Raw genomic sequence first — 22,507 nt, 5'->3', positions numbered from 1 at the left:
TCAGGCCAGAAGACCCGACGACTTCCACAGCCGCCGGCCGACCCCCCGCAGCACACCGATGTCGTCCAGGAAGTCGGTCAGCCGCTTGGCGCCCGTCTGCATGATCTCGCGCCGGTGCCCGCTGGCCTTCACCTGCGCCAGAGCCTCCCGCTTGTCGAGCCCGACGTTCGTGTAGACCTCGGGGTTGACGAACGCCACCGAGAACACCCGCGCGAACTCGCCGGAGGTGACCCGGGTGAACTCCTGCGACCACCTCGGCGCCGTCACCATCTGCCGCCGCAGCTCCTCACGCGCGTACCGCACGTGCCGGGCCTCCTCCACGACGTGGATGCGCGTGACGCCGCGGATCAGCGGCTGCACCCGCTCGTCCGGGAAGGTCAGCCGCTGCATCCAGTCGAGGACCTCCTCGCCCAGCAGCGTGGCGGTGAACGACCCCGGTGTGGTCGAGATCGTCTTGAACAGCCGGCCGAGGTGCTGGTGCGCCCGGGCCACCGGGTACCAGGGCGTGCCCCCGTGCGAGATCAGCCGGGCGAACATCTTCGAGTGCCGGCACTCGTCCTCGATCTCGGTGAGCGCGTAGCGCACGTGCGCGCTCGTCGCCGCCTTGTCGTAGATGTGCCGCACGAGCAGCTGCATCAGGATGATCTCGAACCAGATGCCCAGCGAGGCGAGGGCGGCGGCCTCGTGCTGGGACAGCAGGATCCGCTGCTTCTCGCTCATCCGCCGCCACATCGGGGTGTCGTAGAGGGACACCAGCTCCGGCGGCCAGAACCACTTGCCCTCCTCGAAGGGGGCGTCCCAGTCCAGTTCCTTGTCGGGGTCGAAGGAGTGTTTGGCGGAGGACGCGAGGAGTCGCTCGGCGACCTGCTCGCGGTCCTTGAGCAGCCCGAGAGCGTCGCGCAGGCCGTCGAGCGCGTCGGCTTCCGTGAGAGTCGTCATGGCTCTTATGAGACTGCCTGTCAGCAAGGCAGTCAATCCCCTGCACGGGACTTGTTGACTCGGCGTCTACGTGTGAGCCTGCGGGGTATGCCGACCCATGACCTGTACACCAATGACCCCGGTGACTATCTCTGGCAGGTTCCCGCCTCCGGCGCGGCCCGTTTCAGCTGGGAGTACGACGACGGACGGGACCGGCTGCTCGCCCTGTACCAGAAGGGCAAGGACAAGCAGTGGGACGGGCAGCGGCGCATCGACTGGGACCTGGAGGTCGACCCGCACGACGTGCTGGGCACCCCGGACGAGGCCATCTCGCTGTACGGGACGCCGTACTGGGCGAAGATGAGCGACCGGGAGAAGGGCGAACTGCGGCAGCACTACGCGTCCTGGCAGTTCAGCCAGTTCCTGCACGGCGAGCAGGGCGCCATGATCTGCGCGGCGCGGATCGTGGAGTCGGTGCCGGACCTGGACGCCAAGTTCTACTCGGCGACGCAGACCATGGACGAGGCGCGGCACGCCGAGATCTACGGCCGCTTCCTGCACGAGAAGGTCGGGATGGTCTACCCGATCAACGACAACCTCCAGTCGCTGCTGGGGGACACGCTCCGCGACAGCCGCTGGGACATGCCCTACCTGGGCATGCAGGTGCTGATCGAGGGGCTGGCGCTGGCGGCCTTCGGCATGATCCGCGACACGACCACCAAGCCGCTGCCCAAGCAGATCCTCGCCTACGTCATGCAGGACGAGGCCCGGCACGTCGCCTTCGGGCGCATGGCGCTGCGCGACTACTACAAGCAGCTCACGGACGCCGAACTGCGCGAGCGCGAGGAGTTCGTCATCGAGGGCTGCTACCTGATGCGCGACCGGCTGCGGGGCGTCGAGGTCCTGGAGAACTTCGGCATTCCCACCGCGCAGGCCGAGGAGTACAGCGAACAGTCCGAATTCCTCGCGCTGTTCCGGCAGTTGCTGTTCTCCCGCATCGTGCCGTGCGTCAAGGACATCGGCCTGTGGGGCAAGCGGCTGCAGCAGGCCTACGTCGACATGGGCGTCTTCGAGATGGGCGACTCCAACCTGGACCTGCTGATGGCGCAGGACGAGGAGATCGCCGAGCAGCTGGACGCAGAGCGGTTCGCGGCGGAGGAGAGCGAGCGGGTCGCGGAGGTGACGGAGGCCATCGAGGCGGGCGTCGGGGAGGGCGTCGGGGAGGGCTGACACCCCGTCGCGGGCCGCGGACACGCCCGTATGCAGTAACGTGCCGACGTGTCCACGCCACCACCGCCGCAGGGCCCCTACGGGCCGCCGAACCCCTACGGAGGGCAGCAGCCCCCGCAGGGCCCCTACGCCTCCGGCCCGTACCCGCAACAGCCGCAGCCGCAGCCGCCGTACGGAACGCCCTACCCGCAGCAGCAGCCCTACGGCTGGGGCGCGCCCCCGATGGCCCCGCCCCCGCGCAAGCGCCGGACCGGTCTCGTGCTCGGCATCGTCGGCGGAGTCGTCGCGCTGATCGTGGCGGTCGTCGTGGGGCTCGCGATGGTCGGGGCGAAGGTCACCGGCGGCAGCTTCCCCGAGGCCAAGTACACGCTGTCGCTGCCCAGGACCCTGGTGGACGGCCGTTACGAGCTCGCCAAGGACCTCTCCGACACCGAGGGCCAGAAGGTGGAGAACGAGGCGGAGGGCGCCTGGGACGCCAAGGACGTGCGGGCCGTGGTCGGCCAGTACAGCCTCGGCGGCGACCAGACCCGCGGCACGCTCGTGGTGTCGGGCATGTACGGGCGGTTCAACCACACCGAACTGACCCGCAAGAACATGATGCGGGGCGCAGCCGAAGGCGCCGGGGCCAAGGTGGCCGTACCCGCGCAGGACTTCCACCCCGAGGGCTCCGACGGCATCACCGTGAGCTGCGAGGTGCTCACCCAGACCCAGCTCGGCACTCAGGTGACCGTGCCGGTCTGCGGCTGGGCCGACGGCAACACCGGTGCCTCCGTCGCCGAGGTCACCACCGCCACCATGAGCCAGGACCCCTCCGAGGTGGACCTGGACAAGGCGGCGGCGACCACGGCGCGGATCCGCACGGAGATGCGCAAGCCCATCGGGTGACGGACGGTACGTCAGACCGGGCAGCCCAGGTCCTCGGGGAGATCCGCCGACACCGGGGTCCGAGTGCCCGGCGGGAACGAGGTGCGCAGGGTGAACGCGTACGGCGTCGGGCCGTTGGCCCGCAGATGCAGGACGCGTTCCTCCGCCTCCGCGACCGTGGGGCGGTGGCCCGCCGGGACCCACCACAGGGCCACCATCGCCTCCGCGACCCGCTCGAACCACTCCCGGCGCCGCGCCAGCATCTCGCGGTGCCGGCCCTGGTACATGTAGGCCGTCAGGGCGTTCGGGTCCCGCCACACGGACATGTTGATGATCAGCCACTCGTCGCCGAACACGGCGATGTCCGTCGCGTCGCCGGCGTCGCTCTGCAGCCGCCACACGAATCCGTCGGCGGCGTCCGCGTCGGCGTTCACGGGGTCGAGGTTGTCGACGAAGTCCTTCAACTGAGGTGAGTCCAGAGGGGCTTTGAGACGGCCGATGTTGACCTGGGCGAGTTCGTACGCGGCTGAATCCATGTACCGAACGTTAGGTAGGGAGCCGCCGCGTCCGGTAGCCCCGTCTCATCGACCGAGAAGGCCCGCTCAGGAGTCCAGGACCGCCTCCATCACCGCCCGCGCGATCGGCGCGGCCACCCCGCCGCCGGTGATCTCCCCCCGGTCCGCCGACGCGTCCTCCACCACCACGGCCACCGCCACCCGTGGCTCCGGGTCGCGGTCCCCCTGCGCCCAGGACACGAACCAGGCGTACGGCGTCCCGGAGTTGCCGACGCCGTGCTGGGCCGTGCCGGTCTTGCCGCCGACCGTCGCGCCGGGGATGGCCCCGTTGGCTCCCGTGCCCTCCGTGACCACGTCCTCCATCAGCTCCTTCATCCGCTCCGCCGTCGTGCGGCGCATCACCTGGCGGACCGGGCGCGGCCCCGGCGCGGACAGCGTGCTGCCACCGTCCGTCGTGGTCCGCTCCACCAGGTACGGCTCCCGCAGCTCCCCGTCGTTCGCGACGGCCGCCGCGACCATCGCCATCTGCAGGGGTGTGGCCCGCGTGTTGTACTGGCCGATCGAGGACAGCGCCAGCTGCGCCCTGTCGACCGTCGTGTCGAAGGTGCTCGGCGCCACCGAGAACGGCACGCGCACGCCCGGGTCGTTGAAGCCGAACGCCTGCGCCGTGGCCGCCATGTCGGCCACCCCGACATCCACCCCGAGCTTCGCGAACACCGTGTTGCACGACCACTCGAACGCGTCCCGCAGCGGTGCGTCCTCGCACCCGTCGCCCTCGTTCGCCAGCAGCGTCCGCGTACCCGGCAGCCGGTACGGGTCGGGCGAGTCCGTCGGCCGGTCGACGTCCCGGACGACCCCCGCGTCCAGCGCCGCCGCCGCCGTGACCACCTTGAACGTCGAGCCCGGCGGATACGTCTGCCGCACCGCCCGGTTCAGCATCGGCTTGTCCGGGTCGGCGTTCAGCCGCGCCCAGGAGCGTTCGGTGGCGGCGGAGTTCCCCGACAGCAGACCCGGGTCGTACGACGGCGACGACACCAGCGCCAGCACCTTCCCGGTGGTCGGCTCCACGGCCGCGACCGCGCCCTTGCGCCCGTCCAGGCCCTCGTAAGCGGCCTCCTGCGCCGCCCGGTCGAGCGTGGTGACGACGTGTCCGCCCGGGCTGTGGGCCCGCGTGAAGTCGTTCCACAGGGGGAGCGGCGTGAGGACCGGGTCGGTGCCGGAGAGGATCGCGTCGTGCGTGTGCTCCAGCAGCGTGGTGCCGTACATCTGCGAGGCGAAGCCGGTGACGGGCGCGTACAACGGGCCGTCCGTGTACGTCCGTTCGTAGCGGAGCTGCTCGCGGGAGTCCCGGGAGCCGGTGACGGACCGTCCGCCGACCAGGATGTCGCCGCGGGGCCGGTCGTAACGGGCGATCGTGGTGCGGCGGTTGGCCGGATCGTGGTCGTAGGGGCCGGCCAGGACGATCTGGATGCGGGCGGCGTTGACGAGGAGCGCGACCAGGAGGAGGGCGCAGAAGACGGCCGCGTGCCGGATGCAGCGGGTCATGGGGCGCTCTCGCCGTCGTACTGCCTGCGGGCGCGATCGCTGATCCGGATCAGCAGGGCGACGATCGCCCAGTTGGTGACGACCGAGGAACCTCCCTGCGCCAGGAAGGGCATCGCCAGGCCGGTGAGCGGGATGAGGCCGGTGACCCCGCCCGCGATCACGAAGACCTGCAGCGCGACGATCGAGGCCAGACCGACCGCGAGGAGGCGGCCGAAGGGGTCGCGCAGGGCGAGGCCGGCCCGGTAGCCGCGCTCCACCAGCAGGCCGTAGAGCAGGAAGATCGCGGACAGGCCGGCCAGGCCCAGCTCCTCGCCCGCCGTGGCAAGGATGAAGTCCGACTTGGTGGCGAAGCCGATGAGCACCGAGTGGCCGAGGCCCAGGCCGGTGCCCAGGACACCGCCCGCGGCGAAGGCGAACAGGGACTGGGCGAGCTGGTTCGGCCCCAGCCCCGCCTCGATCGACGCGAGCGGGTGCAGCCAGTCCTCCACCCTGCTGTGCACGTGCGGCTCCAGCCAGCCGACGGCCACGGCCCCCAGGGACGCCAGCAGCAGGCCGACGGCGATCCAGCCGGTGCGGCCCGTGGCGACGTACAGCAGCACGACGAACAGGCCGAAGAAGAGCAGGGAGGTGCCCAGATCGCGCTCCAGGACCAGGACGCCGACGCTCAGCAGCCAGATGGCGAGGATCGGGCCGAGGACGCGGCCGGTGGGCAGCTGCACGAACCACACCCGCCGGCCCGTGTACGCCAGCGCGCTGCGGTTCGCGGCCAGGTACGCGGCGAAGAACACCGCCAGCAGCACCTTCGCGAACTCGCCCGGCTGGATGGAGAATCCGGCGATCCGGATCCAGATGCGGGCGCCGTTGACGGCCGGAAAGAGGATCGGCAGCGCCAGCAGGACGAGGGCGGCGGCGACGCACACGTAGGAGTAGCGCTGCAGCCACCGGTGGTCGCGCAGCATCAGTACGACCACGATGAACAGGGCCACCCCCAGCGTGGACCACACCAGTTGGGTGGGGGCCGCCCGGTCGCCGGGCGTCTCCAGGTCGAGGCGGTAGATCAGGACCAGGCCGAGTCCGTTGAGCAGCACGCCGATCGGCAGCAGCAGCGGATCGGCGTACGGGGCCCGCAGCCGCACCGCCCAATGGGCGAGCAGCGCGAGCACGCCGAGCCCGGCGCCGTAACCGGCGGCGCCGGGCGGGACGGTGCCGTTCCTGGCGAGGCCGACGTCGCAGTAGCCGTACACGCAGAGCAGGACGGCGAGGACGATCAGGGCCAGCTCGATGCCACGGCGCCGGGGGAGGCGGACGGCGGGAGCGGGGGCGTCCGCCTCGGCCACGGCGGTTCCGGCGTTGGTCATGTCCGGAACTTACCCAAATAGTGGGTGTTGTGACCTCAGGGTCTCAGCACCAGCGTGGCGTGGGGCCGATGGTGTCGATGTAACGGGCCGCCCCCCAGGCCCAGGTGCCGTCCGTGAGGAGGTACCAGAGGTTGTTGCCCTGGATGTTCTGGCCGGTGGTCTTGCAGAAGATCGAGACGCGCTCGCCCCGGTGAGCCACGCGGATCACCTGGCTGCCGCGGTTGGGCGCGCTGCGCAGGAACAACTCGCTCGCGGTGACGACGCCCCGGTACAGCCGCGGGTCGTGCTGGTCGCCGTGGTCGCCGCCTCCGTTGCCGTTCCAGCCGTCGTCACGGCCGGCCGTCTGGTCGCCGCCTCCGTCCCCGTTCCAGCCGTCGCCCCGGCTGACCGACTGCTCACCGCCTCCACCGCCCTCGTCGTCGGCGAGTGCCGGGGTGGTGGCGACGGAGGCGAGGAGGGCACCGGCGGCGGTGGCTATGGCGAGGCGGGTGAGGGCGCCGCGAGGGGAGCGCAGGGACATGGGGTACCTCCACGAAAGGGACGAACCTGACTATCCGCCACGTTAGGAGGGCCGCCCGGCGACCGCCCGTCACGCTGGGCCATCGGGGAGGGGGACCGTCCGTCAGGTCGAGCCGTCGACGGCGGTCGGGTCGTGTTGAGGGAGCGTCAGCACCGCCACCGCTCCGCCCTCCGGCGCGTTGCCGAACTCCAACCGGGCGCCGAGCACCTCCGACTGCCCCACCGCGATGGTCAGCCCGAGGCCGTGCCCCGTGGCCCCGCCTTCCGTCCGGAACCGCTGCGGACCGTGCTCCACGAGATACTCCGGGAACCCCTCCCCGTGGTCCCGCACGGTCACCACGGGCCCGTCCACCGTCACCGACACCGGCCCCCGCCCGTGCTTGTGCGCGTTGGCGACCAGATTGCCCAGCACCCGCTCCAGCCGCCGCCGGTCGGTCTCCACCCGCACGTCCCGTGCGACGACGACCTCCGTGTCCGTACCCGACGCCCGCACCACCCGGACCGCCAGCGCCCCCAGCTCCTCGGTGTCCACGTCGAGCTTCTCCCGGCCGGCGTCCAGCCGGGAGATCTCCAGCAGGTCCTCGGTCAGCGTCCGCAGCGCCGCCACCCGGTCCCGCACCAGCTCCGTGGGCCGCCCGGGCGGCAGCAGCTCGGCCGCCGCGTGCAGCCCGGTCAGCGGCGTACGCAGCTCGTGCGCCACGTCCGCGGTGAACCGCTGCTCGCTCAGCAGCTTCCCCTGCAGCGAGGCCGCCATGGAGTCCAGCGCGGCGGCCACCGCGCCCACCTCGTCCTGCGGCCGCGTCGCATCCTTCGCGCGCGGATCGCCGACCCGCGCGTCCAGGTCACCGGCGCTGATCCGGCGCGCCACCGTCGCCGTCGCGTGCAGCCGCCGCGTCACCCGCGTCACCGCGAACGCCCCCACCAGCAGCGTCGCCCCGATCGCCAGCCCCGAGGACCACAGGATCGCCCGGTCGAGCCCCGCGATGGTGCGGGACTGCTGCGAGTAGTCGACCTCCACGGCCAGCGCCCGCTTCCGGTCGGCGGGACCGGCCGCCCACATCGTGGGATGCCCGTGGTGCCGGGAGACCATCGTGCCGCGCTCGCCGTCCATCGCCAGCTCGCGCAGCGCCCGCGGCAGCCCCGGCGGGTCGACCCCCGCGCCCGGCAGCAGCGTGTCCCCGGCCTGGTAGGCCCGCGTCGCGTCGGTCAGCCGCGACAGCGCCAGGTCGCGGGCCTGGCCGACGGTCTGGTTCGTCACCGAGACGTGCACGAGCACGCCCAGCAGCGCGGCCAGCGCACAGCACATCACCGCGATGAACACGGCGGCCTTCACGGCGAGCGTGCCGGCCCACTGGGGCAGCGCGATCCGGCTCACGGGGTCACCGAGGGGGAGGGGTGTCCGGTGTGCCGCCGGCCGTGCTCTCGCCTGCCGATGCGCAGCATCTCGTCATGGGTGAGCAGCATCACCTTCTGCTCCGGGTCCCAGGTCCACTGGAAGCGGTACTCGTAGTCCGCGAGGTCGGACGGAGCGTGGATGATCACCGACCGCCCGGCCAGCTCGACTCCGCTGACGGCGTCGTTGTTCGACATCACCTGCACCACCCGGCCGGCCTCGACGGTGTACACGCGCACGGCCGTCTGGTTGCCGGGCAGCAGCCGGAAGCCCAGCGTCAGATCCGGCTTCCCGTCCCCGGTCATGTCCCGGTAGTACGCCTTGAGCAGCGGACACCTGCTGTCGGCCGGGTTCTTGTCGCAGTAGGCCATCCGGCGGGCCGTCACACGGTACGGGGCCTTCGACCCGGCGTAGTCGTCGCGGTGCTGGGCGATCTCCTGCCGCACCAGCGCCGACGGCCGCACCTTGCGGATGTCGTCCCCCGGCGCGGTGATGTGCATGGCCTCGGCCTCGCCGTTGTCGTAGTCCCAGGCCGGACTGGACGCGGGGGCGAGGTCCGGCCACAGCTTCGCCGGGCTGGTCGCGGTCGGCGTCGCCCCGGCCTCCTCCAGCCCGCCCGCGTCACCGCAGGCCGCCGCCGTCGCCGCCAGCAGCGTGACGGCGACCGCGGCGAGGACGGTGCGGAGGGGGCGGGGCACGGGACTCCTGAGGCTGATCCTGTGGCTGAGAACGATCGGTGGCCCAGTACACCCTATGGGGCCGGAGAAACGATTACCTCGCTACTCGGCCAGCTCCTCCAGCAGCCGGGCCGTCGGCAGCCCGGCCCGCAGATAGTCGACGAACAGTTCGTTGTGCAGCGCCCAGGGCGAGCGCCGGGCCCGGATCAGCCGGATCGCCTCCTCCGCCGTGTGCCCGCGCCGCACCAGGGCGTGCGCGACCACCAGACCCGAGCGGTTGTACCCGTGGTAACAGCGGACGAGGACCCTGCGGCCCTCGTCCAGTGCCTCGCTCGCGGCCCGCGCCAGGCGGATGACCCCCGCGAGCTGGGTCCCGTCCAGCGGCCCGTCCGGAATGGGCCACACATGGTGCTCGACGCCCGGATCGGGACCGTATCCGGGCAGTCTCAACAGGGTCTGCACGAGATCGAACTCATCCCGTACGAGGACCGTCTCCACCTGTCCCGTCCGGCTCCGGAACTCGTGCCCGCCCATCCACAGACCGGGCACGATCTCGTTCCAGGGGCCGTCCGGAGCCGGCACGTCGGGTTGTTTTCTGCGGGTACGCAATCACGCCTCCCCAACTCCCCTCCAACGGGGCCCAACTGTTCTCAAAGGTAGCCGGGTTCTTGCCGATGGAGCACCCCGCCTGTTCCCATGGTCGAGGGGTGATGGTGCATGAAGGGACTGCGCGTCATACCGACCTGGCGACACGGTCAGGAACGGCTCTACGTCAGCCGCACGGACGGCCGCAATATCGCCTGGTACGACCGGGAGGCGGCCAGGATCAACCTGCTCAGCGAGGAGGTGAGGGAGGACGTACTCGAAGTGCTCGGCCCCTTCCTCACCGGCCCGGTGACGGTCGGCCCGCCACCGGTGCCCACGCCGGCCGAACTGGCCAGGCTCTCCCTCCACCCGGACGACGACCTCGCGCCCAACCGGCCCGGCGAGGCCCTGATCGTCTCCCTGGACCGCGACCCCGGCCCGCCCCACCGCCTGCGCCCGGACCCGCGACGCCGGGCCCTGGCCGCGGAACAGACGGTCGGCGACGCCCTGGACCGGCTCGACGGCGCGGGCTGGCACGCCCTGCACTCCGTCCCCCTCCCCGGCGGCGACCGCATCCACCACCTGGCGATCGGCCCCGGCGGTCTGTTCGCGATCCACACCCTCCCCGCCCGCAAACAGCGGGTGACGGTGACGGACCCCATGATCGCCCTCGGCCGCCGCGACCCCCAGCCCCTGCTGCGCCGCGTCCGCGCCGACGCCGACCGCGCGTCCTACGCCCTCACCGCCGAGGTCCACCCGGTCCTGGTCCTGGTCGCCCCCACGGACGTCTCCGTCACGGCCCCACCCCGCGAGGTCCGCGTCCTGCTCGACACGGAGGTCGAGGGCCTGTCCCGCACCGGCGGCGTCCTGAAGCCGGCGGACGTGGAGGCGCTGCACGCGATGGCGCGGGATCGGGGGACGTGGGGGCGGGTGTGAGGTGCTCACGGAAGTGAGCCGGCCTTGGCCCGGTCGAGGAGGGGTCGAGGAGGGGTGGCTCACGGAAGTGAGCCGGCGTTGGCCCGGTCGAGGAGGGGCGCCAACAGGTCGCCGTAGTCCTGTACGCGAGGGGCGATGTCCGGCGCGAGGAACGTGAGCTGCCCCGGCGCCTCGCACTCCTCGACCTCGGTCCAGGTCACCGGCGCGGAGACGGTGGGCTCGGGGCGGGCGCGCAGGGTGTAGGGCGTGGCGGTGGTCTTGCGTGCGGCGTTCTGGCTCCAGTCGACGAAGACCTTCCCTGGTCGCAGGCTGCGGGTCATCCGGTGCAGGGCGAGCCGGGGCATGGCCCGCTCGGCCTCGACGGCGAGCTGTCTGGCGTAGTCGCTGACCTGCTCGGATGGCGTCGGCCGTACGGCGGCCAGCAGATGCAGCCCCTTGGAGCCGGAGGTCTTGACGCAGGCGTCGATCCCGTCGGCGGCCAGTCGCTCGCGCAGCCACAGGGCGACCTCGCAGCAGTCGACCACGGTGGCGGGCGGGCCGGGATCGAGGTCGAAGACGATCCGGTCGGCGACGCCGGGGTCCTGGATCACCCACTGATGCGTGTGGAACTCGGTGACGAGGTTGGCGGCCCACATCAGGGACGCCAGATCCTGCACGAGCACCATCCGCGCGGGCCCCTCCGAGCGCGGCACCTCCGCGGTGGTGACCCAGTCGGGCGTACCGGGCGGCACGTTCTTGGCGAAGAAGACCTGCCCGTCCGGCCCGTCGGGGTAGCGCAGGAAGGAGACCGGCCGATCCCGCAGGTGAGGCAGCAGCACCTCGGCGTTGCCCGCGTAGTAGTGCAGGACCTCGGCCTTGGTGAACCCGGTCTGCGGATACAGCACCTTCTCCAGGTTGCTGAGGGCGAGCCGTCTCCCCTCCACCTCCGTGATGGGCGTCATACGATGAGAATCTCACGCAAATAGTGTCATAACGCCAGAAAGCGACCGAAAGGGTGCCGCACGTGAGATCCATTTGGAACGGCGCCATCTCCTTCGGCCTGGTCAGCATCCCGATCAAGCTGGTCAACGCCACGGAGAGCCACTCGATCTCCTTCCGCCAGATCCACACCGAGGACGGCGGCCGCATCCGCTACCGCAAGTTCTGCGAGGCGGAGGACAAGGAGGTCAGCGGGGCGGAGATCGGCAAGGGCTACGAGGACGCGGACGGCTCGATCATCCCGATCACGGACGAGGACCTGGCCCATCTGCCGCTGCCGACGGCGAGGACGATCGAGATCGTGGCGTTCGTGCCGGCGGACCGGATCGACCCGTTGCAGATGGACGCGGCGTACTACCTGGCCGCGGGCGGCGCCGCGGCCGCCAAGCCGTACACACTCCTGCGCGAGGCCCTCAAGCGCAGCAACAAGGTGGCGATCGCCAAGTTCGCGCTGCGCGGGAAGGAACGGCTGGGCATGCTGCGGGTGGTCGGCGAGGCGATCGCCATGCACGGCCTGCTCTGGCCGGACGAGGTACGCGCCCCCGAAGGCGTCGCCCCCGACACCGACGTCACGGTGAACGACAAGGAGCTCGACCTGGCGGACGCCCTGATGGACACGCTGGGCGAGATCGACCTGACCGAGCTGCACGACGAGTACCGCGAGGCACTGGAGGAGGTCGTCGCCGCGAAGGCAGCGGGCGAGGCCCCGCCGGAGACCCCCGAGCCGGCGAAGGGCGGCAAGGTCCTGGACCTGATGGCGGCCCTGGAGAACAGCGTGAAGGCGGCGCGGGAGTCGCGGGGCGAGGGCGCGGGCGCGGAGCAGAAAGCGGAGGCCGAGGTCACGCGCCTCCCCGCCCGCAAGACTTCCCGCTCGACCCCGAAACAGACCGACGGCAAGAAGTCGACGTCGACGGCGAAGAAGACGGCGGCCAAGAAGACCACGGCCTCGGCAAGGAAGTCGACGTCCAAGTCGACGCAGGGGACGAAGAAGACGGCATCCGCGAAGAAGACGGCGAGCTCCGGAACGGCGAAGAAGACGACGGCGAAGAAGACGACACCGCGGAAGCGGTCGGCGTGAGGGGTGCGGGGGCTGGCGCGGCCGGCGCGATACCGACCGCCATCACGGCCCGAGGGGGGTGACTGCGTGTGGCGACCCCCAGGAGGACTCCGCGTCCGAAGGCGGTGTCGTCGCAGCATGGCGAGCCAGGCCCCACGGGCTGTTGACCGGGTACGCCCTGGCTCTCCTGCCTGATGTCGGAGCCGTCCCTAACCACTCGACACCGGCTCCAGCACGGTCCGATCCGATCCGATCAGGCTCCGGCCGCCGCTGGCGACTGGCGCGACTATGCGACGGCCGGACGGAGACGCTGGTGCACGCCTCCGCCCGGCGTGTTGATGTCAGCCGTGTACGTCAGCTGCCGATCAAGCAACGATGCCGCCTCTCACCTCAGATCCGCCCACCGGTCAGACGGGTGATCGGACCGTGCGTGCGGCGCCCGGCACGACGACCCGCCAGGTACGACGTGGCACCCAACGCCGACAGGCCCGCTCCCAGACCGGCGGCGAGGACCTTTCGATGGGCGATCACCGTCCACGCCGTCTTGGCAAAGGCCACGGCCTGTCCCGAGGCGGCGATGACGGCCTGGCGGCCGGCCTGCACACGCTCGGCCGCGCCGTGCACGACCGCGGTGCTCGCCTCGGCCGTACGCTCGGCCGCGCCCACGGCTGCTGACTTGACGTCACCCGACTTCTCAGCGGCCTTGTCAGCCGCCTGCGACGCGGGAGCAGTCGCCTTCGCCGTAGCACGCCGGGCCTTGGCCGATGCACTGCGAGTTGATGCAGAGTTCCGATTGGTCCCACTGTTCGCTTGACTCATGGACTTCGCGTTGCCGCTCGCGCCAACGACAAACACACTCAGTCAGGACGGTGCACACCGACAGGCATCGACCCCAACTCCTCCTCACCTCGGCGTAACTTGGGCAGGCGCTCTCCGTTGGGCCGGAGGTGGGCCGCTGCGAACGGCTGCCCCGCTTGTGAGGCGGGCATTCACCGGCCTGCACGGGCGGTTGGCCCGTACGGCAGGCCGGGTGACCGACCCTCGCTGCACTGCCACGAACCGTGCTCTGCGACACAGCAAATTGGGATGAGCGCTCGGGCAGGGCTCGATCCATCCGCCGACTTCATGCCCTCGCCCTGAGCAAGCCAACAAGAGCGTGACTCAACTCGAGCGTGTCCGCACAGAAGGTGGCCGCCTGCACCCTCCACGCGGTGAAGGTGCTCTTGCATATCTCCGCAAAGTGCACCGACGGCCAGGAGCAGGAGTTGGGCGACTGAAATCCTGCAACGTCTGTAGAAGAGGACCGCACTGAAGACTCACTGACGCAGTCCACGCAGCCGGAGCCCGAAGCACCGGAGAAATGCTGAGCTGGCCGTATCGGCTTCATGCCGGGCTCTCGCGACCCTACGACCTCACTCCGCCGGAACTGCCGGTAGACCCGCAGCTCCGGTCAACGTGGCGGGTTCCAGAAGTCCCGCCACTACAGCCTGGATGATGACGTCGTTGGCTATCCGCTCGCTCCCGACCCCCGCGGTGTAGAGCCGGAGAGGCACGATCAGCATGAGAGCCCACCAAGGGGAGTAGAGCCAGCTGAGTGCGGCTGCCAGACCTACGAGGGCGTAAGCGACGTTCTTGCGGAACTCGGCCTCACCCACGGCCCGGTCGTACTCGTTGAACAAGTCGTAGTTGGCGATCAGAAGCTTTATCCGAAGCTGCCTGGTCTCGCCAAGTACGTCACGTGCCACAAGGTTGACCAGACTACGTTCACCCTGCTCACGCCGAGGATCTCTCAACTCTCCCTGCTTCGGTACTGGCACTCGTCCTTGCGTCTGAAGGAAGTGAATCAGGTCATCGAAGGCGAGCTTTGATACGCGCGGCCTGAGGGCCATCTGAAAGTTCCTGATTCTCGCCGTCTTCCGTGCCTCCTGCACGTTCACAGTGGCGACTCGGACGATCAACATGGCGCCGATGAGGTACGCGACAAAGGCTGCGGACGCCAATAAGGCGGCAGGGCCCATCAAACCGCCGAGGCGATACAGCGAAGCCCACACGCCACTGGCTTGCTCCCGCGTCGGAACTCGATGCTCCACGATCAGCCAGAGGGTCAGGAGCCATATGCACCCCGCCGACAGCGGTGCCCGGACGTCACGAAGCCCAGGCAGTAGGTTCGCCAGCATCTCTCCTCCTTGATCCGACACGCAGGCCGCATGGGACGGCAGAACCATAGACGCCCGTTGACAGCGCTGATCGCCCACACCCAAGGTCTCGCTTCGCGGACCTCACAGGGGCAGCGTGAAAGCTGAAAGCGGGTCGTGTGGCCACATGCCCGGGATCTTCACACGCGTCGGCGCCGACGGACATCTGCTCCTGACGGCACACGGCTGCACATACGCGAAGACCCCGACCGCAGCGTTTCCGCTGGTGACGGGGTCTTTGGGCACCTCATGCAGGGTGCCCCCGGCAGGATTCGAACCTGCGCACACGGCTCCGGAGGGGGCTTGATACCACGGCTGCTGCGCTGGTCAGAGGCATCTGGTTGGGGGCACGTGAAGACCTCGTCCACCAACGGTCCACGTGATCAGTGGGCGCAACACGCAGTCTCCCCCTACGCTAGTGCGTTCTGGCGTGGGGTTGTTGGGGGTACGGATGACCAAGGGCGTGCAGGACATGCCTCTTGAGGTGCAGCACATCAGGAGCGCCCTGCTGCGGGAGTTCCAGGATCGCATCTCGATGGAAGACTTCGTGAAGAAGGATCCGAGGGAGCGCGAGACCGCCTTGTTGTCACGGGCAGTGTCCGCGAAGGCCGCCCGTATGCTCACGGATTGCTCCTCAGATGAGGCGGCTGCAGGTGTAATTGACGGCCGGGACGATTTTGGCATCGACTGCGTCGCGTTTTCTGCCTCCGGATCTGAACTTTGGCTAGTACAGGCCAAATGGAAGGACAAGGGAACGGCTGGCTTCGATACCGAAGCTGCCCTCAAGCTCGTTCACGGCCTGAAGAAGCTGGATAACCGCGACCTCGATCACTTCAACGAACGGTTGCAAGTGCTTGCAGATCGTGTGCACGGAGTTCTCCGACTCCCCACCTGCAAGGTAAATCTGGTCATCGCACTCATTGGCGATGGCCACCTCTCCCCTGAGACCCAAAATATCCTCGAAGAGGCAGCCCGGGATTTTGGTGGGCTCGGACGGACTGTGGAATATCGAGTGCTAGATCAGCGAGACTTCCACCGAGCGATCCGCGAGGACCTTGAGCCACAACCGATCACGCTCAAGGCGGCCATGGATCGGGAGTGGTACACGAGAGAGATTCCTTACAAGGCAGTGATCGGCGAGGTTAGCGCAGACCAGTTGGCTCATTGGTATGGCGGAAAGGGCGACGAACAGGGTAACGAAAAGGGACACGGTGAACGCCTCTACGACCGCAATGTTCGACAGTCACTAGGGTTGACCGGGGTCAACCAAACGATGGTGGAATCGATGCTGGAAGACCCCGAAGGATTTATGTATCGCCACAACGGGATCACCGTTCAATGCGACCGGATCGAGCAGGAGTACCATTCCAAGAGGGCTGTTGGTCAACCCACCACCCTCACCCTGCACAATGCAAGCGTTGTAAATGGCGCCCAGACTGTGACTTCGGCATTCCGGGCTTATGAGCGCGACCCCGAGGCTGTCGCAGAGGCTTACGTCCTCGTACGAATCATCTCCCTTGACGGGGCGCCTGTGGGCTTTGGGCGCTCCATCACTAAGGCGACGAACACTCAGAACCATATGGAGCGTCGAGACTTCATCGCCATCGATACCGTCCAGAGCGAAATCCAAAAAGACTTTAGGCTTTCGCTCGACAAGGAGTACGTATTTCGGCGAGGCGAGCTCGACCCTGCACCGGAGTCGGGTTGCTCCGTCACGGAAGCTGCCACTGCGTTGGCGTGCATGCACACGGACTCGTCGCTCGCAGTGCGAGTCAAGGGGTCCACTAACGTGCTGTGGGGAGAAGGCCCGGGGGGTGCATACACCCGGTTGTTCGGCCAGCAGCCGACGGCTCAGCAGATCTGGCGTGCGGTGCAAGTCTTCAGGCTGGTGCGCGACCAATTGACTGAGGTGAGGGCCAAGCTCACCGGCCGCCCAGCGGCAATCGTGGATAGCGGATCACTGCTTGTAGCGCATATCGTCTTCCAGCGCATCGGCCGGGACAAGTTCGACGAGCCGGACGATGAGTGGGAGTCGCTCCTCGACGAGGTACCCGAGCAGGTGAACTCCGTGCTCGCGTGTGTCATCGCTACAGTCGACATTCTGTTTACCAACAAGAGCTTCGTCACGAGTACTTTCGCCAACGAGGAGCGCTGCGCCCGACTGGTAGATGCCGTTCTCAACACTCTTGAGCGTGGTACGGGGCTAGACTCGCCCACAAATTTGCAGGAATTCATGGATGGTGCCAAGAAAAGTCGACAGCGGCGGCCACAGACCGTTCGTCTGCTTGTCGACCATGATGTAATCGCGGACGGTACACCTCTGCTTTATGCACCAAGTGCTGCTGAGGAGCAGGCCATCGGTGCATGGCTCGACGCAGATCCTCGGCGCCGCCGAGCCAGCTGGGTTAATGACCGGAAGGCGCCTCTCATCTGGGAGGCCGATGGTCAACGCTACTCACCGACCGGACTGGTATCCCGGATATGGGATGCGGCCGAATGGAAGGACCAGTGGAGCACGGTCCAAGGTCCCAAGCAGTGGAGGGTTTCAGGCGAAGGAACATTGGTTGAGATTGTGGAGCGCCTTTGGCGGCAGATCGCTGATGCGGGGGAGTCGGGGGAAGCGGTTTTGGCATAGTGTTCGCCTATGACGGTGTGACGGTGCCGTTCAGATCAATCCTATGAACCGGCCCTGGCGGTCGACGCTGAGCCGGGTGACGAAGACCACCGTCACGGCGCCGGCGCGGCCTCCAACAGGCTCTTTACACTGCAACCTGATGACCTAGACCCGTAATCCGGAGACAATGGGTTTATGATCAGTCGCGAGGAAGTTGATGAGATGGGCGCCACGCTTGGCGTCCACGCTGCTGACGTGCAGCGTGACTACGTTTTCGGTTGGCTCCTAGCGGGTCTATACGGTGACACTCAGTTCGCAGACCGCCTGGTACTCAAAGGCGGGAACGCATTCCGTAAGGGGTACTTCAGCTCGACTCGCTTCTCAAGCGACCTAGACTTCGCAGCGCCTGATGCCGTCGATCCTGACCAGCTGCTTGCGGCGCTGAACGAGGTTTGCCATCTCGTACAGGCACGCACCGGTATCGGCTTCGACTTTGAGCGCAATCGGCAGACCGGTGGTCACAGCATCGGACATGAGAAGACGGTCTACAAGTACACTCTGTACTTCACGGATTTCTATGGAAATCGAAACAATGTGACGATCGGCCTGCGTATGGATGTCACCGAGTTCGGTCGTCTCTACCAACCACCGCAGACCCGTCAGCTCATTCACCCCTATAGCGACCGGGACGAGTGTGCAGTTGACCTCCGCGTCGTGAGTCTGGAGGAAGGTCTGGCAGACAAGCTAAAGTGTCTGCTGCAGCGTCGATCCTCCTTTGATCTGTTCGATCTCGTCTACTCAATCTTCGTGAACGATGACATCGAGGTGGACAAGCGTGCCGTCATCACCACCTTTCTGAAGAAGACAATCTTCACGCCTAGCCCGAAGGCTGCTCTAGGTCTCTTGCTGGCGGTGCCATTCGACAGCATGCGCCGTTACTGGGAGAGCAAGATCGTTTGTGCTCGGGAAAGCTTGCTGGACTTCACGACAGCCGTCGATTCCTTCAAGGAAGAGTTGAGTTCAATGTTCTCAACCTTCCGATATGGTGACGACGGCGAGTTGGCGTTCTTCCCGGCTGAGCTCCGTACGCCAATCATGGAGGCTGGCGCGAAACGCACGCTATTGCGGATGACGTATGAGAACACAGAACGTCTTGTGGAGCCTTACTCGTTGCGATTCAAGAGGCGCAAGGATGGTGTTGGTCAGGAATACCTGTATGCATGGGACCAAACCGGAGGACGGTCTGGACCGGGCCTCAAGTCCCTGTTTAACTATAAGATTGGCAAGGTAGACGTCACGGATATACCATTCGAGCCTCGTTATGAGATTGAGCTCGCCAAGGCAGGTGAGGTTGGTGAGCGCCAGACCTTCTCCCACTATTCCCATCGACGGGCGGTCGTTCGTCGCGCACCCGCCACAGCGCGCTACCGGATTCAGTGTGCGTACTGTGGAAAGACATTCAACTCTAGTGTTCTTTCGTTGAAACTAAATGCCCACAAGGATCGTTACGGCAATTCCTGTTACGGGCGTAGCGGTTACCGCGTCCTTTAGGCCAGACGCGCTGATGCCTGTGCCCCCGTCAGCTCATGCGGTTAGTGAGCTCCCCTGGGGGGCGCCGACTTCGCTCCGGCTGCCTCCACGGATTCCGCACCCGCTTCGGTCTGAGGTAGCTCAGCCTGTTGTTTGAGAGGGCAGCTTGGGTCTCCTTCCCATCGTGGCGACGTCCTTGCTGGCTGAACGAAATAGACTTTGGGGTATACCCGACGGCTGAGCTGCGCGCGCTCCGTCGGCCGCGCAGGCCGACGGCATCATCAACCCAAGGCCAGCCGCTCGGGACGATCCCCTCGGTAAGGGCGCCAGGTGCGCCGGCTAGCTCCTCGGTTTGAGAGGCACACAGCAACAGGCGGATAGATGCCCTGGACGATCATGGAGGTGGCACGGCGACTTGACCCGGGTGTCACCCGTAGCACCTGTCAGTTAGTAGAGTGCCGTTCTTAGACTCGAAGATCTACTCCTGTCGTGTCCACGGCGACAGGGCGAAGCGGATGGTGGCTGCCTTGAGCATGGAAGAGCTCGCCCAAAAGGGATATCTCACTTCCGAAGGACTTCAGGGTAAGCGGTTCGGAGACTACGAAGTCCTAGAACTCGGTGCGACGTCAGTAACACGACTCGCTAAAGCTGGCCTGGACTTCACCCCCGCAAGTTCGATTCCCTTTCTCTGTGAACGCTATAAGGCCCCGAAGAGTGCTCACCTTTGCAAGCCTGACAACATTTATGTCGAGCGTGTAGCAGGACGCTTGGTTCCGATTGCCGTGGCCGAATGGAAGGATGCATCAAAGCTCAAGAGGGACGCGGATATCCTCGCGGCCGCGGAGCAGGCTGTCGTGGGCGCGCTTGCCATGGGTGTTCGGCTGGCCATTACCACCGATGGACAGCGGTTCCGATACATCGATGCCGCAGCCTCCGCGGACGCGGGAAAGATCGTCGAAATTCCGGAGAGTAGGGACTTTAACCCGTCCGTCCTTTCAGACCTGCATCGGGGCGAGTCCGACGTGGAGCGAGACCCTCGTCCGCTTTCCGAAACGGTGTGGCAGATTATTTGGCATGCGACGAAGGCTGAACCGAAGGACTGCTTGCTCACCTTCGTCGAAATTTTTATGTTGAAGTTCCTTTCCGATAATTTGCCTCTCTCTGTTCTCCCTAAGGATTATCGGTTTGAGGTGCTACTCAAGGAGCCTGACGAGTTCAAGCTCGATAAGGGTGTATCCCAAATCGAGTACTACGTCCGCACGATTCGGCCTCGCATTAAGGAAATCTTCGCCGAGCGCCTAGTGGTGGATGACGAGAAGGTGCGGGAGCTGTTCGGCATGGCTACGATCACCTCCCACACTTCGATCATCAATGGTTTCGCTTTCTTGAAGTCCTCTCCCACCACTACGATTTCGTCGTACAATCGCGTCTTTTGTGAGATCCTGGAGCAATTTCAAGACTACGGATCGTTGACGAACATCGACAAGGAATTCAAACTTCGCCTCTACGAAACATTCCTCAAGCGTTCGGCGCGTCAGCAGCGACTGGGTCAGTTCTTTACGCCTAGAAATATTGTTAAGCCCATGGTGAAGATGGCTCAACTTAACGCGTTGCCTGACGATGCCACGGTTCTGGACCCTGCGGCTGGCGTGGGGGGATTCCTGCTGGAACCGTTGCTGTTTCCCGACGCGCTCCCGGGAAATGTCACCTTCAGTGATGGAAAGCCTCATCAACGAGTAAAGCTCGTGGGTGTCGACGTCGATGCTTCAACCAATATACTGGCTAAGGCCAATATGCTCTTGCACCTTGCCGAATCGGTCCGGGATTCGCAGACAACTCCAGAAGCTCTGAATCAGGCCCTGACGAACACGTTCCTCTTGATGAACGAGAATGAGACTCTCGGGAGTCTGCTATACCCGCCGCAAAATTCCGTGGACGTCATCCTTACAAATCCTCCCTATGTCACGCAGGGATCCGCGATCTATCGTAAGGAGCTAGACCACGTCAAGGGTAAGCGGAACGGCGTCCACCTTGAATCGTATTACGACACCGGCGGCCTCGGTGTCGAAGCCCTCTTCCTGCGGTACATTGCGGGAGCACTGAAGCCTGGCGGCCGTGCTTTTGTGATCGTCCCCCTGGGTTTGCTTAATCGGACCGCACAGAGGATGAAAAAGGAGCTTCTGAGGGAGTGCAACATCCTCGCCAGTATTCAGCTCCCAAGGAATGCCTTCTTCAATACTGCTCAGCCGACTTACATTCTCGTTCTCGAGAAGCGCAGGGTGAGTAGTCAATCACGTCCGCCGGTATTCTGTGGGATCGCCCGCAGCGTAGGTGAGACTTTGGATCACGAGCGGGTTCCTACACCCAGCGATAATGATCTATCGATACTGGCTGACCTGTTTGTTCGATATTCGAATGGCGGGACTGGCGGAACGGTAAGTCGTCCTACGGTCTACGCAGACTGCATCTTCGCGAAACTCGTTCCCGCGAGCGAGTTTGCCCCTGATGAGCGCTGGGACGTAATTCGTCACTGGACGGACGCCGAGCATGTTGCACTCGGCGAACGCTCAGAGACGATCGACCGATCGGACTTCATCGATGTGGCGACTGAGACTCTACAAGAGCTGATCGACGACCTTCGAGCGGCCAAGGAAGAACTCGCGGAATTGCAGACTGGCCCTACACGGGCATTCTCACTTTCTGATACGAGTAGATTCCAAGTCCGGTCTGGTGTACGAATTCGAAACGTCGACCTACGGGAAAATCCGGGCGATGTCCCGGTCTACTCTGTCTTCACTCGGCCCGAAACAGTCAAGGGCTATATCAGCAAGGAATGGTTGCTCGATAGGGGGGTGGAGCCGGAGCCTTACCCATCCGTAACGGTCATGGCGACAGGGGCTTCGGCCGTTGGAACTGTCTTTTATCGTGAAGCAAACTGCGTCATGACAGATGACGTTGTGATCGTGCAGTCTTGGCCTAGGGAAGACGATGATTTGCAGTTGAGCTTTGATGATGACTCCCAAAGCCCTGCTGATATTGTCGCCGGTGATCACGAAGTACCCGAACATGACATCGATTTGGGGTACCTGGCTGTGGCTTTGTCTCAAGCTATTGCGCAGGGTGGATACCTCTACGAGGCGAAGCTCTATACAAAGCGCGTAGCCCAGTTGTCCGTTGACGTGCCGGTAGATTCAGAGGGCGATCCTGACATCCATCGGCAGCGGCAGATTGCTGCAGTCGCCAAACGCTTGGACCAGATCCGTTCTAAGCTTCAAGAGACGGGAACGTGGAGCAAGAGCGTCCGCCTTTCTTAAAGCTGTTGCTCGCGCTGCCCTGCAATGCTTGCGATGGACCATCTTTGGTTTTGCGATTGGATGTAAGGCCCTGCTACAACCTCTAGAGGTCGGCGGAGCGGCTTTGGGCTGGAGCTGCTTTGGCGCGAGTGATCATGGCCCCGTAAGCTTCCGGCGCGTCGGGCAGTCTGTGGACCTGCCCGGTAAAGCACGACGTTGGGGCCATGATCTTCGAGGCTCGCGCCAAAGTGGCTGCCTAAAGCCGTGTAGCCGACCGCCCCAGCCACGACGTACCCCTTC

18 protein-coding genes are annotated in these 22,507 nt (G+C 66.2%); 7 read left to right on the top strand and 11 right to left on the bottom strand.

Translation table 11 applies throughout. From position 1 onward, the window contains the following. The gene (locus ACIGDI_RS09990; RefSeq protein ID WP_399893318.1) at positions 1 to 939 is read right to left on the bottom strand and encodes a diiron oxygenase; all 939 of its coding nucleotides are present in this window, start codon (positions 937 to 939) and stop codon (positions 1 to 3) included. Between the two features lie 87 nt (positions 940 to 1,026). Between ACIGDI_RS09990 and ACIGDI_RS09985 the strand changes: the two genes are divergently transcribed. Together ACIGDI_RS09985 and ACIGDI_RS09980 are read left to right on the top strand one after the other, a co-directional pair. Beyond that, entirely contained in the window at positions 1,027 to 2,148 is a 1,122-nt protein-coding gene (locus ACIGDI_RS09985) for a ferritin-like domain-containing protein (RefSeq protein ID WP_399893315.1), read from the top strand. 48 nt (positions 2,149 to 2,196) lie between these two features. Continuing rightward, a complete protein-coding gene (locus tag ACIGDI_RS09980; RefSeq protein WP_399893312.1) occupies positions 2,197 to 3,033 on the top strand; it encodes a hypothetical protein in 837 nt (278 codons plus the stop codon). A gap of 11 nt (positions 3,034 to 3,044) precedes the next feature. On the opposite strand, the gene ACIGDI_RS09975 is transcribed toward ACIGDI_RS09980, so the two are convergent. From ACIGDI_RS09975 to ACIGDI_RS09945, 7 genes are all read right to left on the bottom strand, one after another. After that, positions 3,045 to 3,548: a DUF3291 domain-containing protein gene (locus ACIGDI_RS09975; protein WP_399893309.1), complete on the bottom strand. Its 504-nt coding sequence runs from the start codon at positions 3,546 to 3,548 to the stop codon at positions 3,045 to 3,047. 66 nt (positions 3,549 to 3,614) lie between these two features. After that, positions 3,615 to 5,072: a penicillin-binding transpeptidase domain-containing protein gene (locus ACIGDI_RS09970; RefSeq protein WP_399893306.1), complete on the bottom strand. Its 1,458-nt coding sequence runs from the start codon at positions 5,070 to 5,072 to the stop codon at positions 3,615 to 3,617. After that, positions 5,069 to 6,430 (bottom strand): FtsW/RodA/SpoVE family cell cycle protein, encoded by a 1,362-nt coding sequence (locus ACIGDI_RS09965; protein ID WP_399893303.1) that lies wholly within the window; start codon positions 6,428 to 6,430, stop codon positions 5,069 to 5,071. The genes ACIGDI_RS09970 and ACIGDI_RS09965 overlap by 4 nt, the downstream gene beginning before the upstream one ends. 43 nt (positions 6,431 to 6,473) lie before the next feature. Next, positions 6,474 to 6,950: an SH3 domain-containing protein gene (locus ACIGDI_RS09960; protein WP_399893300.1), complete on the bottom strand. Its 477-nt coding sequence runs from the start codon at positions 6,948 to 6,950 to the stop codon at positions 6,474 to 6,476. 102 nt (positions 6,951 to 7,052) lie between these two features. Continuing rightward, positions 7,053 to 8,324: an ATP-binding protein gene (locus ACIGDI_RS09955; protein ID WP_399893297.1), complete on the bottom strand. Its 1,272-nt coding sequence runs from the start codon at positions 8,322 to 8,324 to the stop codon at positions 7,053 to 7,055. Beyond that, positions 8,321 to 9,040, bottom strand: coding sequence for a hypothetical protein (locus tag ACIGDI_RS09950; protein ID WP_399893294.1), 720 nt, complete (start codon positions 9,038 to 9,040; stop codon positions 8,321 to 8,323). The genes ACIGDI_RS09955 and ACIGDI_RS09950 overlap by 4 nt, the downstream gene beginning before the upstream one ends. Positions 9,041 to 9,121: 81 nt before the next feature. Further along, the gene (locus tag ACIGDI_RS09945) at positions 9,122 to 9,628 is read right to left on the bottom strand and encodes a dual specificity protein phosphatase family protein (protein ID WP_399893291.1); all 507 of its coding nucleotides are present in this window, start codon (positions 9,626 to 9,628) and stop codon (positions 9,122 to 9,124) included. Between the two features lie 108 nt (positions 9,629 to 9,736). On the opposite strand from ACIGDI_RS09945, the gene ACIGDI_RS09940 reads away from it, so the two are divergent. Further along, entirely contained in the window at positions 9,737 to 10,540 is an 804-nt protein-coding gene (locus ACIGDI_RS09940; RefSeq protein ID WP_399893289.1) for a nuclease-related domain-containing protein, read from the top strand. Positions 10,541 to 10,599: 59 nt separating this feature from the next. Here ACIGDI_RS09940 and ligD read toward each other — a convergent pair whose 3' ends face one another. Next, positions 10,600 to 11,481, bottom strand: a complete 882-nt coding sequence (gene ligD, locus ACIGDI_RS09935) for a non-homologous end-joining DNA ligase (protein ID WP_399893286.1) — start codon at positions 11,479 to 11,481, stop codon at positions 10,600 to 10,602. Positions 11,482 to 11,534: 53 nt separating this feature from the next. On the opposite strand from ligD, the gene ACIGDI_RS09930 reads away from it, so the two are divergent. Continuing rightward, positions 11,535 to 12,596, top strand: coding sequence for a Ku protein (locus ACIGDI_RS09930; RefSeq protein ID WP_399893283.1), 1,062 nt, complete (start codon positions 11,535 to 11,537; stop codon positions 12,594 to 12,596). A gap of 369 nt (positions 12,597 to 12,965) precedes the next feature. Here the strand turns inward: ACIGDI_RS09930 and ACIGDI_RS09925 are convergent, their stop codons facing one another. Beyond that, positions 12,966 to 13,241 carry a hypothetical protein gene (locus tag ACIGDI_RS09925; protein WP_399893280.1) on the bottom strand — a complete coding sequence of 92 codons (276 nt, stop codon included), beginning with the start codon at positions 13,239 to 13,241 and terminating at the stop codon, positions 12,966 to 12,968. Positions 13,242 to 13,987: 746 nt separating this feature from the next. After that, positions 13,988 to 14,752: a hypothetical protein gene (locus tag ACIGDI_RS09920; RefSeq protein WP_399893277.1), complete on the bottom strand. Its 765-nt coding sequence runs from the start codon at positions 14,750 to 14,752 to the stop codon at positions 13,988 to 13,990. Positions 14,753 to 15,221: 469 nt separating this feature from the next. On the opposite strand from ACIGDI_RS09920, the gene ACIGDI_RS09915 reads away from it, so the two are divergent. The 3 genes from ACIGDI_RS09915 (at position 15,222) to ACIGDI_RS09905 (ending at position 22,228) form a co-directional block, all read left to right on the top strand. After that, positions 15,222 to 17,405, top strand: coding sequence for an AIPR family protein (locus ACIGDI_RS09915; RefSeq protein ID WP_399893274.1), 2,184 nt, complete (start codon positions 15,222 to 15,224; stop codon positions 17,403 to 17,405). Between the two features lie 174 nt (positions 17,406 to 17,579). Next, positions 17,580 to 18,935 carry a nucleotidyl transferase AbiEii/AbiGii toxin family protein gene (locus ACIGDI_RS09910; RefSeq protein WP_399893271.1) on the top strand — a complete coding sequence of 452 codons (1,356 nt, stop codon included), beginning with the start codon at positions 17,580 to 17,582 and terminating at the stop codon, positions 18,933 to 18,935. A gap of 512 nt (positions 18,936 to 19,447) precedes the next feature. Beyond that, positions 19,448 to 22,228 carry an N-6 DNA methylase gene (locus tag ACIGDI_RS09905; RefSeq protein ID WP_399893268.1) on the top strand — a complete coding sequence of 927 codons (2,781 nt, stop codon included), beginning with the start codon at positions 19,448 to 19,450 and terminating at the stop codon, positions 22,226 to 22,228. The last annotated feature ends 279 nt before the right edge of the window (positions 22,229 to 22,507 follow it).

The sequence above is a fragment of the Streptomyces sp. NPDC085900 genome, from assembly GCF_044540925.1.
Lineage (GTDB): Bacteria > Actinomycetota > Actinomycetes > Streptomycetales > Streptomycetaceae > Streptomyces > Streptomyces gilvifuscus.
Note: the sequence above shows the minus strand (reverse complement) of the source record. Positions and strands in the feature narration are given on the sequence as shown.

Coding starts and splice junctions, on each gene's coding strand:
- ACIGDI_RS09990 (WP_399893318.1), bottom strand. CDS start 939: ATGACGACTCTCACGGAAGCCGACGCGCTCGACGGCCTGCGCGACGCT.
- ACIGDI_RS09985 (WP_399893315.1), top strand. CDS start 1,027: ATGCCGACCCATGACCTGTACACCAATGACCCCGGTGACTATCTCTGG.
- ACIGDI_RS09975 (WP_399893309.1), bottom strand. CDS start 3,548: ATGGATTCAGCCGCGTACGAACTCGCCCAGGTCAACATCGGCCGTCTC.
- ACIGDI_RS09970 (WP_399893306.1), bottom strand. CDS start 5,072: ATGACCCGCTGCATCCGGCACGCGGCCGTCTTCTGCGCCCTCCTCCTG.
- ACIGDI_RS09965 (WP_399893303.1), bottom strand. CDS start 6,430: ATGACCAACGCCGGAACCGCCGTGGCCGAGGCGGACGCCCCCGCTCCC.
- ACIGDI_RS09960 (WP_399893300.1), bottom strand. CDS start 6,950: ATGTCCCTGCGCTCCCCTCGCGGCGCCCTCACCCGCCTCGCCATAGCC.
- ACIGDI_RS09940 (WP_399893289.1), top strand. CDS start 9,737: ATGAAGGGACTGCGCGTCATACCGACCTGGCGACACGGTCAGGAACGG.
- ligD (WP_399893286.1), bottom strand. CDS start 11,481: ATGACGCCCATCACGGAGGTGGAGGGGAGACGGCTCGCCCTCAGCAAC.
- ACIGDI_RS09920 (WP_399893277.1), bottom strand. CDS start 14,752: ATGCTGGCGAACCTACTGCCTGGGCTTCGTGACGTCCGGGCACCGCTG.
- ACIGDI_RS09915 (WP_399893274.1), top strand. CDS start 15,222: ATGACCAAGGGCGTGCAGGACATGCCTCTTGAGGTGCAGCACATCAGG.
- ACIGDI_RS09910 (WP_399893271.1), top strand. CDS start 17,580: ATGATCAGTCGCGAGGAAGTTGATGAGATGGGCGCCACGCTTGGCGTC.
- ACIGDI_RS09905 (WP_399893268.1), top strand. CDS start 19,448: ATGGAAGAGCTCGCCCAAAAGGGATATCTCACTTCCGAAGGACTTCAG.